General features: G+C 62.9%; 13 protein-coding genes and 1 tRNA gene. 8 read left to right on the forward strand and 6 right to left on the reverse strand.

Features of this window, described 5'->3' with window-relative positions; genetic code table 11:
- Positions 1–10 precede the first annotated feature (10 nt).
- From B5F88_RS16190 to B5F88_RS16210, 5 genes are all read right to left on the reverse strand, one after another.
- Positions 11–382, reverse strand: coding sequence for a DNA-binding protein (locus B5F88_RS16190; protein ID WP_087348146.1), 372 nt, complete (start codon positions 380–382; stop codon positions 11–13).
- A 14-nt stretch (positions 383–396) separates the two neighbouring features.
- The gene (locus tag B5F88_RS16195; RefSeq protein WP_204246259.1) at positions 397–579 is read right to left on the reverse strand and encodes a FeoB-associated Cys-rich membrane protein; all 183 of its coding nucleotides are present in this window, start codon (positions 577–579) and stop codon (positions 397–399) included.
- A gap of 22 nt (positions 580–601) precedes the next feature.
- Complete coding sequence (feoB, locus tag B5F88_RS16200) at positions 602–2,830, reverse strand: ferrous iron transport protein B (protein ID WP_087348150.1); 2,229 nt, start codon at positions 2,828–2,830, stop codon at positions 602–604.
- Positions 2,831–2,904: 74 nt separating this feature from the next.
- Positions 2,905–3,126 (reverse strand): FeoA domain-containing protein, encoded by a 222-nt coding sequence (locus B5F88_RS16205; RefSeq protein ID WP_087348152.1) that lies wholly within the window; start codon positions 3,124–3,126, stop codon positions 2,905–2,907.
- A gap of 13 nt (positions 3,127–3,139) precedes the next feature.
- The gene (locus B5F88_RS16210) at positions 3,140–3,352 is read right to left on the reverse strand and encodes a FeoA family protein (protein ID WP_087348154.1); all 213 of its coding nucleotides are present in this window, start codon (positions 3,350–3,352) and stop codon (positions 3,140–3,142) included.
- A 401-nt stretch (positions 3,353–3,753) separates the two neighbouring features.
- Here B5F88_RS16210 and B5F88_RS16215 point away from each other — a divergent pair, with 401 nt between their 5' ends.
- From B5F88_RS16215 to B5F88_RS20370, 7 genes are all read left to right on the forward strand, one after another.
- Entirely contained in the window at positions 3,754–5,103 is a 1,350-nt protein-coding gene (locus B5F88_RS16215) for an ABC transporter substrate-binding protein (RefSeq protein WP_087348156.1), read from the forward strand.
- A 94-nt stretch (positions 5,104–5,197) separates the two neighbouring features.
- Positions 5,198–6,040 (forward strand): sugar ABC transporter permease, encoded by an 843-nt coding sequence (locus tag B5F88_RS16220; RefSeq protein ID WP_087348158.1) that lies wholly within the window; start codon positions 5,198–5,200, stop codon positions 6,038–6,040.
- Positions 6,040–6,876, forward strand: coding sequence for a carbohydrate ABC transporter permease (locus B5F88_RS16225; protein WP_087348161.1), 837 nt, complete (start codon positions 6,040–6,042; stop codon positions 6,874–6,876). Before B5F88_RS16220 ends, B5F88_RS16225 begins: the two co-directional genes overlap by 1 nt.
- 35 nt (positions 6,877–6,911) lie before the next feature.
- Positions 6,912–7,925, forward strand: coding sequence for a LacI family DNA-binding transcriptional regulator (locus tag B5F88_RS16230; protein ID WP_087348163.1), 1,014 nt, complete (start codon positions 6,912–6,914; stop codon positions 7,923–7,925).
- A 36-nt stretch (positions 7,926–7,961) separates the two neighbouring features.
- The gene (gene malQ / locus B5F88_RS16235) at positions 7,962–9,470 is read left to right on the forward strand and encodes a 4-alpha-glucanotransferase (protein WP_087348166.1); all 1,509 of its coding nucleotides are present in this window, start codon (positions 7,962–7,964) and stop codon (positions 9,468–9,470) included.
- Positions 9,467–11,737, forward strand: a complete 2,271-nt coding sequence (locus B5F88_RS16240; protein WP_087348169.1) for a glycogen/starch/alpha-glucan phosphorylase — start codon at positions 9,467–9,469, stop codon at positions 11,735–11,737. Before malQ ends, B5F88_RS16240 begins: the two co-directional genes overlap by 4 nt.
- A gap of 110 nt (positions 11,738–11,847) precedes the next feature.
- Positions 11,848–12,303 carry a hypothetical protein gene (locus B5F88_RS20370; protein ID WP_140402154.1) on the forward strand — a complete coding sequence of 152 codons (456 nt, stop codon included), beginning with the start codon at positions 11,848–11,850 and terminating at the stop codon, positions 12,301–12,303.
- Positions 12,304–12,445: 142 nt separating this feature from the next.
- Here the strand turns inward: B5F88_RS20370 and typA are convergent, their stop codons facing one another.
- Positions 12,446–14,272, reverse strand: a complete 1,827-nt coding sequence (gene typA / locus B5F88_RS16250; protein ID WP_162612220.1) for a translational GTPase TypA — start codon at positions 14,270–14,272, stop codon at positions 12,446–12,448.
- A gap of 185 nt (positions 14,273–14,457) precedes the next feature.
- Between typA and B5F88_RS16255 the strand changes: the two genes are divergently transcribed.
- Positions 14,458–14,534: transfer RNA gene (locus tag B5F88_RS16255), tRNA-Arg, on the forward strand.
- The last annotated feature ends 106 nt before the right edge of the window (positions 14,535–14,640 follow it).

Genomic DNA, 14,640 nt, shown 5'->3' on the forward strand with positions numbered 1-14,640 from the left:
GGGCGGGCCGTCAGGCGGGCAGGGGAGCCGCCGCCGGGACGGCGGGGAAGCAGCGGTGGGGCAGCTCGGACACGGCGGCGCAGGCCGCCTTCCAGGCCTCCTCAACCGACAGGCCCATCCGGGGGGCCAGGTCCCGGGCCAGCTCGTCGGCCTGGGCAGACAGGGCTTTGGCCAGGCGGATGCCTGAGCGGGTCAGATGGACCTTGCCGTAGCGCTCCTTGGCCACCAGCTCCTTTTCGGTGAGGACCCCCATCATGCTGGTGACCGAGGCCCGGGAGACCTCCAGCACCCGGGCGATGTCCTTGGAGGAGACCTCCAGCCGGATCTGGGAGAGGTGGTAGATGGTCAGCAGATAGCGGACGTTGGTGCAGGTCAGCTCCATTGCGCACTTCCTTTCTAAGTGGTGGAACCCGGATGGGACTTCCGAGGGGGATGGCACAGGCCGGAACAGCCGCAGCTCCCACAGGAGCCGCCGCAGGAGCAGCCGCCCTTGCCGTTGCGTTTGTTGTGGATTCCCCTTGCGATAATGGCCGCGCAGATGGCCGCGATCACAAGGCCGATGAGGATGGAGGGCAGCATGATAGATGCTCCTTTCTTCTTTTTACTTCGCCGCGGCGGCCACCGCCCGCAGGCCGGTGCCCTGATCGGCGTACTTGTTCTTGCGTACCAGCAGGTAAATCAGCGCGGCCAGCAGGATGATGGCGGCCACGGTGGCCGGGCCGAAGGACACCAGGCCCAGGGCCAGGCCCCCCAGCTGATAGACGATGAGGGAGACGGTGTAGGCAAAGCCGCACATGTAACCGATGGCGCCCAGGGTCCACTTGGGGTTGTTCATCTCCCGCTTGATGGCGCCCATGGCGGCAAAGCAGGGGGCGCACAGGAGATTGAAGATCATGAAGGAGTAGGCGGACAGGGCAGAGAAGTGGAGGCCCACCGCAGCCAGCAGGGCGGGGTCGTCCTCGGCCGCCTCGCTCCCCACCTGGAGCACCACCGAGAGGGTGGACACCACGTTCTCCTTGGCGATGAGGCCGGTGAAGGTGGCCACGGTGGACTGCCAGTCCCCGAAGCCCAGGGGGGCGAAGAGGAAGGCGATGACTCCGCCGATGGCGGCCAGCAGGGAGGAGTTGTTGTCCTCCACCATCTGGAAGGCGCCGTCCACAAAGCCGAAGCCCTGGAGGAACCACAGGATCACGGAGGACAGGAAGATCACGGTGCCCGCCCGCTTGATGAAGGACCAGCCCCGCTCCCAGGTGGCCCGCAGCACATTGCCGGCGGTGGGGGCGTGGTAGGCGGGCAGCTCCATCACAAAGGGGGCCGGGTCCCCGGCGAAGATCCGGGTCTTTTTCAGCAGAACCCCCGAGAGGATCACGGCGGCCACCCCGATGAAGTAGGCGGACACCGCCACCCAGGTGGAGTCCCCGAACAGGGCCCCGGCGAACAGGCCGATGATGGGCATTTTGGCCCCGCAGGGGATAAAGCCGGTGGTCATGACGGTCATTTTCCGGTCCCGGTCCTGCTCAATGGTGCGGGAGGCCATGATGCCGGGCACGCCGCAGCCGGTGGCCACCAGCATGGGGATGAAGGACTTGCCCGACAGGCCGAAGCGGCGAAAGATCCGGTCCATGATGAAGGCGATGCGGGCCATGTAGCCCACGTCCTCCAGGATGGACAGCAGCAGGAAGAGCACCAGCATCTGGGGCACAAAGCCCAGCACCGCCCCCACGCCGGCCACAATGCCGTCCTGGATCAGACTGTACAGCCAGCCGGCCACCACAGGGTTGCCCTGGGCGTCCAGCAGGAAGCGGTTGAACAGGTCGGGGACAATCTGGCCGAACAGGGTGTCGTTGGCCCAGTCGGTGCCCAGGGTGCCAATGCCGATGCCCCAGGCCTCCCCGCTGCCGTCAAAGAGGGCCATGGGCGAGGTGCCCATGGAGATGGCGTACACCAGAAACATGATGGCGGCAAAGATGGGCAGGGCCAGCACCCGGTTGGTGACGATGCGGTCGATCTTGTCGGAGGTGCTCATGGAGTGGGCGGCGCGCTTCTTCTTCACCGCCCTGCCCACCACGGCGCTGATGTAGGCGTAGCGCTGGTTGGTGATGATGCTCTCGGCGTCGTCGTCCAGCTCCCGTTCGCAGTCGGCGATGTGGGCCTCCAGGTGCTCCTTCAGCTCCCCGGTCAGGTTCAGCTGCTCCAGCACCTTCTCGTCCCGCTCAAACACCTTGATGGCGTACCAGCGGAGATACCGCTCCTCCACCAGGGAGGCGATGGACTCCTCAATGTGGGCGATGGCGTGCTCCACGCTGCCGGTGAACACATGGGGCAGCTCCCCGGCCTGGTGGCTCTGGGCCAGGGCCACCGCCTGCTCGGCGGCCTCCCGGCCGCCCTCTCCCTTCAGGGCGCTCATCTGCACCACCCGGCAGCCCAGGGCGGCACCCAGCTTCTCCAGGTCGATCTGGTCCCCGTTCTTGCGCACCAGGTCCATCATGTTCACCGCCACCACCACCGGGATGCCCAGCTCAATGAGCTGGGTGGTGAGGTACAGGTTGCGCTCAATGTTGGTGCCGTCCACAATGTTGAGGATGGCGTCCGGCTTCTCCTGAACCAGATAGTTCCGGGCCACCACCTCCTCCAGGGTGTAGGGGGACAGGGAATAGATGCCCGGCAGGTCCTGGATCACCACGTCCTTGCGGCCCTTCAGCCTGCCCTCCTTCTTTTCCACCGTCACGCCGGGCCAGTTGCCCACGTATTGGCTGGAGCCGGTCAGGGCGTTGAACAGCGTGGTCTTGCCGCAGTTCGGATTGCCCGCCAGCGCGATGTTAAGCTGCATGGTTCGTCTCCCTTCTCTTGCATTAGCGACAACTAACTCGCCTGTGGAAAAAATGCCGTCCCAGACGGCAGATATCAGTCAATTTCGATCATGGCCGCGTCGGCCTTGCGCACGCTCAGCTCATAGCCCCGCACGCTCAGCTCCATGGGGTCCCCCAGAGGGGCCACCTTGCGCACGTGGATGTCCACGCCCTTGGTGATCCCCATGTCCATGATCCGGCGCTTCACCGCGCCCTCGCCGTGGAGTCGGACCACCGTAACGGTGTCCCCCACCCTGGCGTCCTTCAAGGTCCTCATTGCGTATCTCCTCTCACACCAGAATTCGATTGGCCATGTCCCGGTCCAGGGCGATCCGGCTGTCCTTTACCTGGACGATCAGGTTTCCGCCCAGATGGCTGACCACCGTGACGGTCTCCTCCACCACGAAGCCCAGCTCTGCCAGGTGCTGCCGGAGCTCATCCTTTCCCGTAATCTTGCGAATGGTCACCGGCTCGCCCCGGTCGGCCATAGTCAGCGGCATCATGTCGGTCTCCTTTCTCTGATGGTTAGTCAGGCTAACCATTCGGGTTTTTATTTGCGGTTAGTAAATCCTAACCGCCGGGTCAGATAAAGTTTACCGCAACTAACCGCCTTTGTCAATCCCATCTTGGAAAAATTTTGCGCACTGTCCTCCGGAAAGAGGAGAACGGCGGCGGGACTATGGGGAGAAAGACCAGCGGTGGTGCGCAAACCGGGGGCAGAACTGTCCGAATTGCACAATTTGGAGGGGAGGAAGTTTAGCAGTCCTACAAAAATAGAGGGCGCAGCCATCTTTGGATTGCTATTTCTAACCAAAGAATGGTATAATGACCTTGCTGAAGCTGGAAACGTTTCCGGCAACGTTTCCAGGCATAACGGTACATTTTATTTAGGAGGTTATTGGAAATGAAGAAGAAGCTTTTGTCTCTTGGCATGGCTGCGGCCCTCTCTCTGTCTCTGCTCAGCGGCTGCGGCGGCGACACCACACCCTCCGGGGACGCCTCCCCTTCCGGCGGCGGCGATGCTCCCTCCGGCGGCAAGGTCTACTACCTGAACTTCAAGCCCGAGCAGGACGCCCAGTGGCAGGAGCTGGCCGAGCTGTACACCGAGGAGACCGGCGTGGAGGTCACCGTGCTCACCGCCGCCTCCGGCAACTATGAGACCACCCTGAAGTCCGAGATGGCCAAGACCGACGCCCCCACCCTGTTCCAGGTCAACGGCCCCGTGGGCCTGGCCGCCTGGAAGGACTACTGCTATGACCTGTCCGGCTCCCAGGTGGCCGGCGAGCTGACCAGCGACGAGTTCGCCCTGATGGACGGGGACAAGATGGCCGGCATCGGCTACGTCATTGAGACCTACGGCATCATCTACAACAAGGCTCTGCTGGAGGAGGCCGGCTACACCGCCGACGACATCAAGAGCTTTGACGACCTGAAGAAGGTGGCCGAGGACATCACCGCCCGCAAGGACGAGCTGGGCTTCTCCGCCTTCACCTCCGCCGGTATGGACGGCTCCTCCGACTGGCGCTTCAAGACCCACCTGGCCAACCTGCCCATCTACTATGAGTACAAGGCCGACGGCATCGACACCACCGACGCCATCAAGGGCACCTATCTGGACAACTACCGCCAGATCTGGGATCTGTACATCAACAACGCCACCTGTGAGCCCACCCTGCTGTCCACCAAGACCGGCGACGACGCCGTGGCCGAGTTTGTGACCGGCCAGGCCGTGTTCTATCAGAACGGCACCTGGGCCTACAACGATGTGGCCGAGCTGGGCGACGACAACCTGGGCATGCTGCCCATCTACATCGGCGTGGAAGGCGAGGAGAAGCAGGGCCTGTGCACCGGCACCGAGAACTACTGGTGCGTGAACGCCAAGGCCTCCGAGGCTGATATCCAGGCCACTCTGGACTTCATGTACTGGTGCGTGACCTCCGAGGTGGGCACCAAGGCCATGTGCGGCGGCGAGGGCGCCATGCCCTCCGGCCAGGCCGGTATGGGCTTCGTGATCCCCTTCAAGGGCAACCAGGAGTCCACCAATCCGCTGGTGAACATCAGCAACCAGTATGTGGCCGACGGCTATGAGTCCGTGTCCTGGAACTTCTCCACCATGCCCTCCGAGGAGTGGAAGAACGGCGTGGGCTCCGCCCTCACCACCTATGCCGCCGACCAGAGCGACGCCAACTGGGACGCCGTGGTGACCGCCTTTGTGGACGGCTGGGCCGCTGAGGCCGCCGCGGTCAACGGCTGAGACCTGATTCATACGCGCTGAATGGAGCAGCGGGCGGGCGAAACGCCCGCCCGCTGCCTCTTTTCCCCTAATTTCAGGAGAGGAGGTATACCCTGTGGAAAAAGCCATCAAGCGATATTTCCCCATTTTTCTGCTCCCCACCCTTGTGGCTTTTATGATCGGATTTGTCGTTCCCTTCCTCATGGGCATCTGGCTGTCCTTCTGTGAGTTCACCACTGTGACGGACGCCACCTTTGTTGGCCTGAGCAATTACGTGAAAGCCCTGCAGGACACCATATTCCGCCATGCCTTCTGGTATACGGCCCTGTTCGCGGTGGTATCCCTGGTGATCATCAATGTCATCGCCTTTGCCATCGCCCTGGCCCTGACCCAGAAGATCCGGGGCACCAACATTTTCCGCACCGTGTTCTTTATGCCCAACCTCATTGGCGGCATCGTGCTGGGCTATATCTGGCAGCTGATTTTCAACGGTATTCTGTCCGTCTACTCCACCGCCCTCAACCTCAACGAGTGGTACGGCTTTGCCGGGCTGCTGATTCTGGTGGCCTGGCAGCAGATCGGCTACATGATGATCATTTATATCGCCGGCTTGCAGGCCATTCCCGGCGACGTGGTGGAGGCTGCCGCCATCGACGGGGCCACCGGCCCCCAGCGGCTCTTCCGGGTGACCATCCCCATGATGATGCCCTCCATCACCATCTGCACCTTCCTGACGGTAGTCAACGGCTTCAAGCTCTTTGACCAGAACCTGTCCCTCACCGCGGGCGAGCCGGCCAAGATGTCGGAAATGCTGGCCCTCAACATCTATTACACCTTCTACGGCCGCACCGGCTGGGAGGGCGTGGGCCAGGCCAAGGCGGTAATCTTCTTCGTGCTGGTGGTCATCATCGGCATGTTCCAGCTGAAAGCCACCCGTTCCAAGGAGGTGCAGCAGTAATGAAGCGGAAACAGCGGCTGAACCGGATGGGAACCGGTATCTTCACCTTTATCAGCATTTTTTACGTGCTGCCCATTGTGGTGGTGTTTTTCAACTCCTTCAAGAAAAAGTCCTACATCAACCTGGAGCCCTTCCAGCTGCCCGACGGCAACACCTTTACCGGCCTGGACAACTACACCACCGCCATCGACCAGTACGGCTTTCTCAAGGCGGTGGGCTGGACGGTGTTTATCACCGTGGGCTCGGTGCTGGCCATTCTGATCTGCACCTCCATGTGCGCCTGGTTCATCACCCGGGTGCGCAACCGCTTTACCAAGGGGATCTATCTGCTGTGCGTGTTCTCCATGGTGGTGCCCTTCCAGATGGTGATGTTCACCCTCTCCCTGGTTACCGACCGGCTGGGCCTGGGCACGCCCTGGGGCCTGATCGTCATTTACCTGGGCTTTGGCGCGGGCCTGGCGGTGTTCATGTTCTGCGGCTTCGTCAAGTCCATCCCCATCGAGATCGAGGAGGCCGCCATGATCGACGGCTGCTCCCCCATCCGCACCTTCTTCTCCGTGGTGCTCCCCATCATGAAGCCCACCTATATCTCGGTGGGCATCCTGGAGACCATGTGGATCTGGAACGACTTCCTGCTGCCCTACCTGACCCTGGACATCAAGAAGTACAAGACCATCTCCATCGTCATCCAGTATATGAAGGGCTCCTACGGCCGGGTGGACATGGGCGCCATCATGGCCGCCCTCATCATGGCGGTCATCCCGGTGGTGGTGTTCTACCTGAGCTGCCAGAAGTATATCATCAAGGGTGTGGCCGCCGGCGCGGTGAAGGGTTGAGGCGCACCCGCCCGGAAGGAGGTTGGGCGTAAGCCATGACCATCAAAGATATTGCCCGCCTGTCCGGATACAGCCTGGGGACGGTCTCCCGGGTCCTGAACAACCACCCCGACGTGAGCCAGGCGGCCCGGGAGCGGGTGATGGCGGTGGTGCAGGAGCAGGGCTTTGAGCCCAATACCAACGCCAGGCATTTGAAATTGCAGGCCCAGTCGGCCATTGCCGTGCTGGTCAAGGGCTCCCAGAACCTTCTGTTTGCCGGCATCCTGGAGCGCATCCAGTCCCTGCTCCAGGACAGCGAGGAGGAGGTGTACGTGGCCTACCTGGACGAGGACGCCGACGAGGTGCAGTACGCGGTGCAGCTGGTCAAGCTCCGCCGCCCCAAGGGGTTTCTCTTCCTGGGGGGCGACCTGGAGTGCTTCCGGCGGGAATTTCACCAGATCACGGTGCCCTGCGTGCTGCTGACCAACGACGCCCAGTCCCTGGGCTTCGGGAACCTGTCCAGCTTTACCACCGACGACACGGCGGCGGCGGGGGCGGTTATCGAGTACCTCTACCGCCACGGCCACCGGCGTATCGGCGTGCTGGGGGGCAACCTGGCCAGCGAGCAGATCAGCCTCAAGCGCCTGCGGGGGGTCCAGAGCACCATGCAGCGGCTGGGTCTGCCCTTTGACGCCCGCTCCCAGCATGTGCCCTGCCGGTTCTCCATGGCGGAGGGCTATGCCGCCGCCCGCAGGCTGCTGGAGCGGGAGCCGGAGCTGACGGCCCTGTTCGCCCTGGGCGACGTCATCGCCCTGGGGGCCATGCGGGCCATCTACGACCTGGGGCTGCGGGTGCCGGAAGATATCTCCATCGTGGGCTATGACGGCATCAACGAGACCAGGTTTTGTATCCCCCGCCTGACCACCATCCGGCAGGACGCCGCCCAGCTGGCGGCCCGGGGAGTGCAGACCCTGCTCCAGGCCATTCACTACAAACATCCGCCGGTCTACGAGACCATTGATTTTGCACTGCTGGAGCACGAGAGCGTGGGCTCCGTGGAGTGCCAGTAACATTTACATTCACTGCAGGAAGGTTGGTGCTTGCATATGCGAAGTGCCGGTATTCTGATGCCGATCACCGCGCTGCCCTCGCCGTGGGGGGTGGGAACCCTGGGCCGGGCCGCCAGAGCGTTTCTGGACTTTTTGGTGAAGAGCGGCCAGACCTACTGGCAGATTCTGCCCATAGGTCCCACTGGCTACGGCGACTCCCCCTATCAGCCCTTCTCCTCCTATGGAGGAAATCCCTATTTCATCGACCTGGATGATCTGGCCCGGCAGGGCCTGCTCCAGAAAGAGGAGTATGAGGGCCTGGACTGGGGGAGCCAGCCCGGCCGGGTAGACTACAGCGCCCTGTACCGGCAGCGGTTCCCGGTGCTCCGCAAAGCGGTGGAGCGGCTCTGGGCCGGGGAGGAAGAGGCGGTGCGGGAATTCTGCCAAAAGGAGGCCCGCTGGCTGGAGGACTACGCCCTGTTCATGGCCCTGAAGGACCGCTTTGACGGCGTGCCCTGGCAGAGCTGGCCGGAGGGCCTGCGCCGCCGTCAGCCCCAGGCGCTGGAGGAGGCCCGGGGCCAGCTGGCGGCGGAGCTGAAGTTCTGGAAGGGCCTTCAGTTCCTGTTTTTCGCCCAGTGGGACAGCCTGAAGGCCCTGGCGGCGGAAAAGGGCATCTCCATCATCGGGGACCTGCCCATCTACGTGGCGGAGGACAGCGCCGACGTGTGGGCCCATCCGGAGCAGTTCCAGATGGACGAGCAGCTGCGGCCCACCCGGGTGGCGGGCTGCCCGCCGGATGGCTTTTCCGCGGATGGGCAGCTGTGGGGCAATCCCCTGTTTGACTGGGCGCGGATGGAACAGGACGGATACCGCTGGTGGATGGAGCGCATCTCCTTCCAGTTCCGCTTTTACGACGTGCTGCGCATTGACCACTTCCGGGGCTTCGACTCCTATTACGCCATCCCCGCCACGGCGGAGACCGCCAAGGAGGGGGTCTGGGAGCCGGGACCGGGTATCGCCTTCTTCCGCAGCATGGAGCGGGTGGTGGGCCAGCGGCCCATTATCGCCGAGGACCTGGGCTTTCTGACCCCGTCGGTCCAGAAGCTGCTGGCGGACACCGGCTATCCCGGCATGAAGGTGCTGGAATTCGCCTTTGACAGCCGGGACGGCGGCGGGCGGGTGTACCAGCCCCACAACTACCCCGCCCACTGCGTGGCCTATGTGGGCACCCACGACAACGACACCGCCCTGGGCTGGCTGAGCACCGCCCGGCCGGAGGATGTAGCGCTGGCCCGGGAGTATTTGCATCTGGATCCGGCGGAGGGGGAAAACTGGGGTATGATGCGGGCCATCTGGAGCAGCGCCGCCGGCTGCGCCATCGTTCAGATGCAGGATCTGCTGGGCCTGGGCTCGGAGGGGCGGATGAATACCCCCTCCACCTTGGGCGGAAACTGGCAGTGGCGGGCGCTGCCCGGCTTTGACAGCCCGGCGCTGGCCCGGCGGGTGCGGCGGCAGATGGAGCTGTATGAGCGCCTGCCGGATGAAAAAGGGGGAGAAGCTGTATGAGGACCCAGACTGATTTGGAACGTGTTTTGACCGCCCGCGGGGTCAACCTGGACACCTGCTCCGACCGGGAGCTGATGTACGCCCTGACCGCCGCGGTGCGTCAGCTGCAAAAGCCCATGGACCACGCCCGGGGACAGCGGAAGCTGTATTATTTCTCGGCGGAGTTTCTGGTGGGCCGCCTGCTGCGGGCCAATCTGATCAACCTGGGCCTGCTGGAGGAGGCGGAGCGGCTGCTGGCCGCCCACGGCCGCTCCCTGGCCCAGGTGGAGGACCAGGAGCCGGAGCCCTCCCTGGGCAACGGCGGTCTGGGCCGTCTGGCCGCCTGTTTTCTGGATTCCATCGCCTCCCTGGGCCTCAACGGGGACGGGGTGGGTCTCAACTACCACTACGGCCTGTTCCGCCAGCGGCTGGACACCGGCCGGCAGACCGAGGAGCCCGACCCCTGGATTGCGCCGGAGTCCTGGCTGCTGGACACCGGACTGTCCTACCAGGTGGACTTTGGGGGCTTTTCCCTGAACGCCAGGCAGTACGACCTGGAGATCCCCGGCTATGAGAACGGCGTATGCAACCGGCTGCACCTGTTTGACGTGGAGCGGCCCGCGCCGCCCCCCGCCGAGGGCATCCAGTTTGACAAAACCGACATCGCCGGGCACCTGACCGCCTTCCTGTACCCTGACGACAGCGACGAGGCCGGCCGGCTGCTGCGGGTCTACCAGCAGTATTTCATGGTCTCCGCCGGCGCGCAGCTGCTGCTGCGGGAGCTGGAGGAGGCCGGCCACTCCCCGCTGGAGCTGGACCAGTACGCCGTGGTGCACATCAACGACACCCACCCCTCCATGGTGATTCCCGAGCTGCTCCGGCTGCTCACAAGCCGGGGGGTGGAGCTGGAGCAGGCCATGGACCTGGTGGAGCGCACCTGCGCCTACACCAACCACACCATCTTGTCCGAGGCCCTGGAGAAGTGGCCCGCCTCCTATCTGGAGCAGGTGGCTCCCCAGCTTCTGCCCTTTATCCGGGCGCTGGATCAGCGGGCCCGGCGGCGCAGCGACGATCCACGGACGGCCATCTGGGACGAACACAACGTCATCCATATGGCCCATATGGATATCCACAGCAGCGCCAAGGTCAACGGCGTGGCGGAGCTGCACACGGAGATTCTGAAAAGCACCGAGCTGCACCCCTTCTATGTGCTCTATCCAGAAAAGTTCAACAACAAGACCAACGGTATCACCTTCCGCCGGTGGCTGATGAGCTGTAATCCCGCCCTGGCCGGCCTGATTACCCAGGCCATCGGGCCGGAGTGGCAGCGGGACGCCGGGCTGCTGGAACACCTGCTGGAGCACAAGGAGGATACCGCCCTTCTGGAGCGGCTGCTGGCCGTGAAGGAGGAGAACAAGGGGGCGCTGGCCCGCTGGCTGGGGAGCCGGGGGACGGAAATCGACCCCCACAGCGTCTTGGACATCCAGATCAAGCGGCTGCACCAGTACAAGCGCCAGCAGATGAACGCCCTGTACGCCATCTGGAAGTATGTTCAGATCAAGGAGGGGCACATCCCGCCCCGGCCCGTGACCATGGTGTTCGGCGCCAAGGCGGCCCCGGCCTACACCCTGGCCAAGGACACCATCCACCTGCTGCTGTGCCTGGGCAAGCTGATTGAGCGGGACCCCCAGGTCTCCCCCTGGCTGAAGCTGGTGATGGTGGAAAACTACAATGTCTCCGCCGCCGAGCGGCTGGTCCCCGCCTGCGACATCTCCGAGCAGATCTCCCTGGCCTCCAAAGAGGCCAGCGGCACCGGCAACATGAAGCTGATGGCCAACGGCGCGGTCACCCTGGGCACCCTGGACGGGGCCAATGTGGAGATCGCCCGGCTGGTGGGGGAGGGCAACATCTATCTGTTCGGCCGTTCCGCCGACGAGGTCATCGCCCTCTACCGGGACAACGCCTACCGCAGCAGCGACTACTGGCAGAAGCCGGAGCTGGAGCGGCTGGTGGACTTCATCCTCAGTCCGGAGCTGCTGGCCATCGGCGACGCCGGGTGCCTGAGCCGGCTCTACAAGGACTTTATTGCCAAGGACTACTTTATGGCCCTGCTGGATCTGGAGGACTATATCGCGGTGAAGGAGCGGTGCCTGGCCGAGTACGAGGACCGGGCCGCCTGGAGCCGCAAGATGCTGGTCAACATCGCCCGCTCCGGCTTCTTCTCCTCCGACCGCACCATTATGGAGTATAACCGGGACATCTGGCACCTGACCCCGGATAGAGCCTGAGCACACAAAGCAACATACCCCCTAATACAGTGTGAACAGGGCCAGTAAAAGCGGACACCAAACAAAACGCCCCCTGTATAGGCAAAGAGACCTATACAGGGGGCGTTTGCATGTCTAAGAGAGAACACACACCTATGACGGAGTTATGGGAAGCAATTCTGGCCATGCGGAGAGGCGGGCACGACACGGCAAGAGATATCGGACCAGTTTGGATTGCATTAAGGTACAGATCAAAAATTGGATCAACCGGTATAACCACAGGCAGTGAAGCTGGCAGCGGGTCTGTTAAACGCAAGAGTCTGCTGAGCAGGGCGTTTCATGGGGACGGGTCCGGGAGAAAATGGGGCGCGGACATCTCTTATATCCATACCAGGCAGGGCATACTGTGTCTTTCCGTGATCCGGGATCTCTATGACAACAGCATCGTGACTCACAAGACCGGAACACGCCGGACCGTCCATCTGGTACTGGATACCATACACCTCACAAGCATACAGCATTACAGCCGCAAACCGGCCGCCTTGTCTGATGCCGGTGAGATGATTGACCACTATATCCACTTATAATTATAAGCGCATCCAGCTAAAGACTGGAGAGGCGCCGCTTGCGCAACGCCTCTCCACCTAAAACTCAATCCTTCCTACCAGTGGTCCTTTTGGTGCTGTCTGCACAATCCGGGACAGTTCATAGGACCGCGGGCACTTTTCATTAACCTTTTTTCTTGGAAGCCTCCCGCATACGGGCGGAGTGGTCCAGCAGGCGCTTGCGCAGCCGGAGGGACTGGGGGGTGACCTCCAGCAGCTCGTCGTCGGCCAGAAACTCCAGGCACTGCTCCAGGGACATCTGGCGGGGCGGGGTGAGCCGCAGGGCGTCGTCGGAGCCGGAGGCACGCATATTGGTCAGCTGCTTCTTCTTGCAGATGTTGACCGAGATATCCTCCTGCTTGGGGGTCTCGCCCACCACCATGCCGGCGTACACCGGCACGCCGGCGCCGATGAACAGCACGCCCCGCTCCTGGGCGTTGAACAGGCCGTAGGTCACGCTCTCGCCGGTCTCGAAGGACACCAGGGAGCCGGAGTTGCGGCGCTGGATCTCCCCCTTCATGGGGGCGTAGCACTCAAAGACGGAGGCCATGATGCCCTCGCCCTTGGTGTCGGTCAAAAACTCGTTGCGGTAGCCAAACAGGCCACGGGAGGGCACCAGGAACTCAATCTTCATCCGCTCGCCCACCGGGGTCATCTCCAGCAGGTCGCCCTTGCGGGAGCCGATCTTCTCGATCACCGCGCCCACGCTGTCGCTGGGCACGTCCACCACCAGCCGCTCAATGGGCTCGCACATCTTGCCGTCGATCTCCTGGTAGAGCACACGGGGCGGGGACACCTGGAACTCGTAGCCCTCCCGGCGCATGGTCTCGATGAGGATGGACAGGCTCATTTCGCCCCGGCCGGCCACGTTGAAGGCGTCGGTGGAGTCGGTCTCGGTGACCCGCAGGGACACGTCCTTCAGGGTCTCCCGGAACAAACGGTCCCGCAGCTGCCGGGAGGTGACAAACTTGCCCTCCTTACCGGCGAAGGGGGAGTCGTTCACCGAGAAGGTCATCTCGATGGTGGGGGCGGAGATCTTCACAAACTCAATGGGCTCTACCGCCTCGGGGGCGCAGATGGTGTCGCCGATGGTGATTTCCCCGATTCCGCTCATGGCGATGATGTTGCCGGCGGTGGCCTCGGTGACCGGCACCCGGCCCAGGCCGTCAAACTGGTACAAGGCGGTGGCCTTGGCCTTGGTGGGGGCCTCCTCCGGCTTGTGGTAGTTGCACACCGCGATCTCCTGGTTCTGCTTCACGGTGCCCCGCTCGATGCGGCCGATGGCGATGCGGCCCACAAACTCGTTGTAGTCAATGGAGGACACCAGCATCTGGAAGGGGGCGTCCACGTCCGCCTCGGGGGCGGGAATATAGTTGAGGATGGTCTCAAACAGGGGCACCAGGTCGGTGCCGGGCACGTCGGGGGAGTAGGAGGCGGTGCCCTGGCGGCCGGAGCAGAACAGGGTGGGGGACTCAAACTGCTCGTCGGTGGCGTTCAGGTCCAGCAGCAGCTCCAGCACCTCGTCCATGACCTCGTGGATGCGCTGGTCGGGGCGGTCGATCTTGTTGACCACCACAATGACCTTGTGGCCCAGCTCCAGGGCCTTGGAGAGCACAAACCGGGTCTGGGGCATGGGGCCCTCGGCGGCGTCCACCAGCAGGATGACGCCGTTGACCATCTTCAGGATGCGCTCCACCTCGCCGCCGAAGTCGGCGTGGCCCGGGGTGTCCACGATGTTAATCTTCACGTCCTTGTAGTGGACGGCGGTATTTTTGGCCAGGATGGTGATGCCCCGCTCCCGCTCCAGGTCGTTGGAGTCCATGACCCGCTCCACGGTGGCCTGGTTCTCCCGGTAGATGCCGCCCTGCTTGAGCATCTCGTCCACCAGGGTGGTCTTGCCGTGGTCAACGTGGGCAATAATGGCTACGTTACGCAATTTTGTATCCTGCAAGATGGTACACCTCAAATCCGATATCATACAGTATTTCAATAAGCTCGACCATTTATTATACCGTATGACCATGCTCCATGCAACCGGTTTCCACAAAAAATCCGCCGAAATCCCTTCTGTTTCTCCCCGCCGCCGTTGACAGACGTGGAAACTTGGGGTACAATAACCCGGTATCTGATTGATATGCGCCTGTAGCTCAGCAGGATAGAGCGACCGCCTCCTAAGCGGTAGGTCGGAGGTTCGAATCCCCTCAGGCGTGCCAACTAAGGTTGCTGAAAAAGATGCAACCCCTGAAACCCTTGCTGCGGCAAGGGTTTCAGCCGTTTCAGAGGGAAAAATCGAGCACCAGCCGAGATGGAGATGCAAGT

This window comes from Flavonifractor sp. An306 (genome assembly GCF_002159455.1).
In the GTDB taxonomy this organism is placed as follows: domain Bacteria; phylum Bacillota; class Clostridia; order Oscillospirales; family Oscillospiraceae; genus Flavonifractor.

What these genes read in the sequence shown, in the direction of transcription:
- B5F88_RS16190 (WP_087348146.1), bottom strand. Translation starts at nt 382, where the DNA reads ATGGAGCTGACCTGCACCAACGTCCGCTATCTGCTGACCATCTACCAC.
- B5F88_RS16195 (WP_204246259.1), bottom strand. Translation starts at nt 579, where the DNA reads ATGCTGCCCTCCATCCTCATCGGCCTTGTGATCGCGGCCATCTGCGCG.
- feoB (WP_087348150.1), bottom strand. Translation starts at nt 2,830, where the DNA reads ATGCAGCTTAACATCGCGCTGGCGGGCAATCCGAACTGCGGCAAGACC.
- B5F88_RS16205 (WP_087348152.1), bottom strand. Translation starts at nt 3,126, where the DNA reads ATGAGGACCTTGAAGGACGCCAGGGTGGGGGACACCGTTACGGTGGTC.
- B5F88_RS16210 (WP_087348154.1), bottom strand. Translation starts at nt 3,352, where the DNA reads ATGATGCCGCTGACTATGGCCGACCGGGGCGAGCCGGTGACCATTCGC.
- B5F88_RS16215 (WP_087348156.1), top strand. Translation starts at nt 3,754, where the DNA reads ATGAAGAAGAAGCTTTTGTCTCTTGGCATGGCTGCGGCCCTCTCTCTG.
- B5F88_RS16225 (WP_087348161.1), top strand. Translation starts at nt 6,040, where the DNA reads ATGAAGCGGAAACAGCGGCTGAACCGGATGGGAACCGGTATCTTCACC.
- B5F88_RS16230 (WP_087348163.1), top strand. Translation starts at nt 6,912, where the DNA reads ATGACCATCAAAGATATTGCCCGCCTGTCCGGATACAGCCTGGGGACG.
- malQ (WP_087348166.1), top strand. Translation starts at nt 7,962, where the DNA reads ATGCGAAGTGCCGGTATTCTGATGCCGATCACCGCGCTGCCCTCGCCG.
- B5F88_RS16240 (WP_087348169.1), top strand. Translation starts at nt 9,467, where the DNA reads ATGAGGACCCAGACTGATTTGGAACGTGTTTTGACCGCCCGCGGGGTC.
- B5F88_RS20370 (WP_140402154.1), top strand. Translation starts at nt 11,848, where the DNA reads ATGTCTAAGAGAGAACACACACCTATGACGGAGTTATGGGAAGCAATT.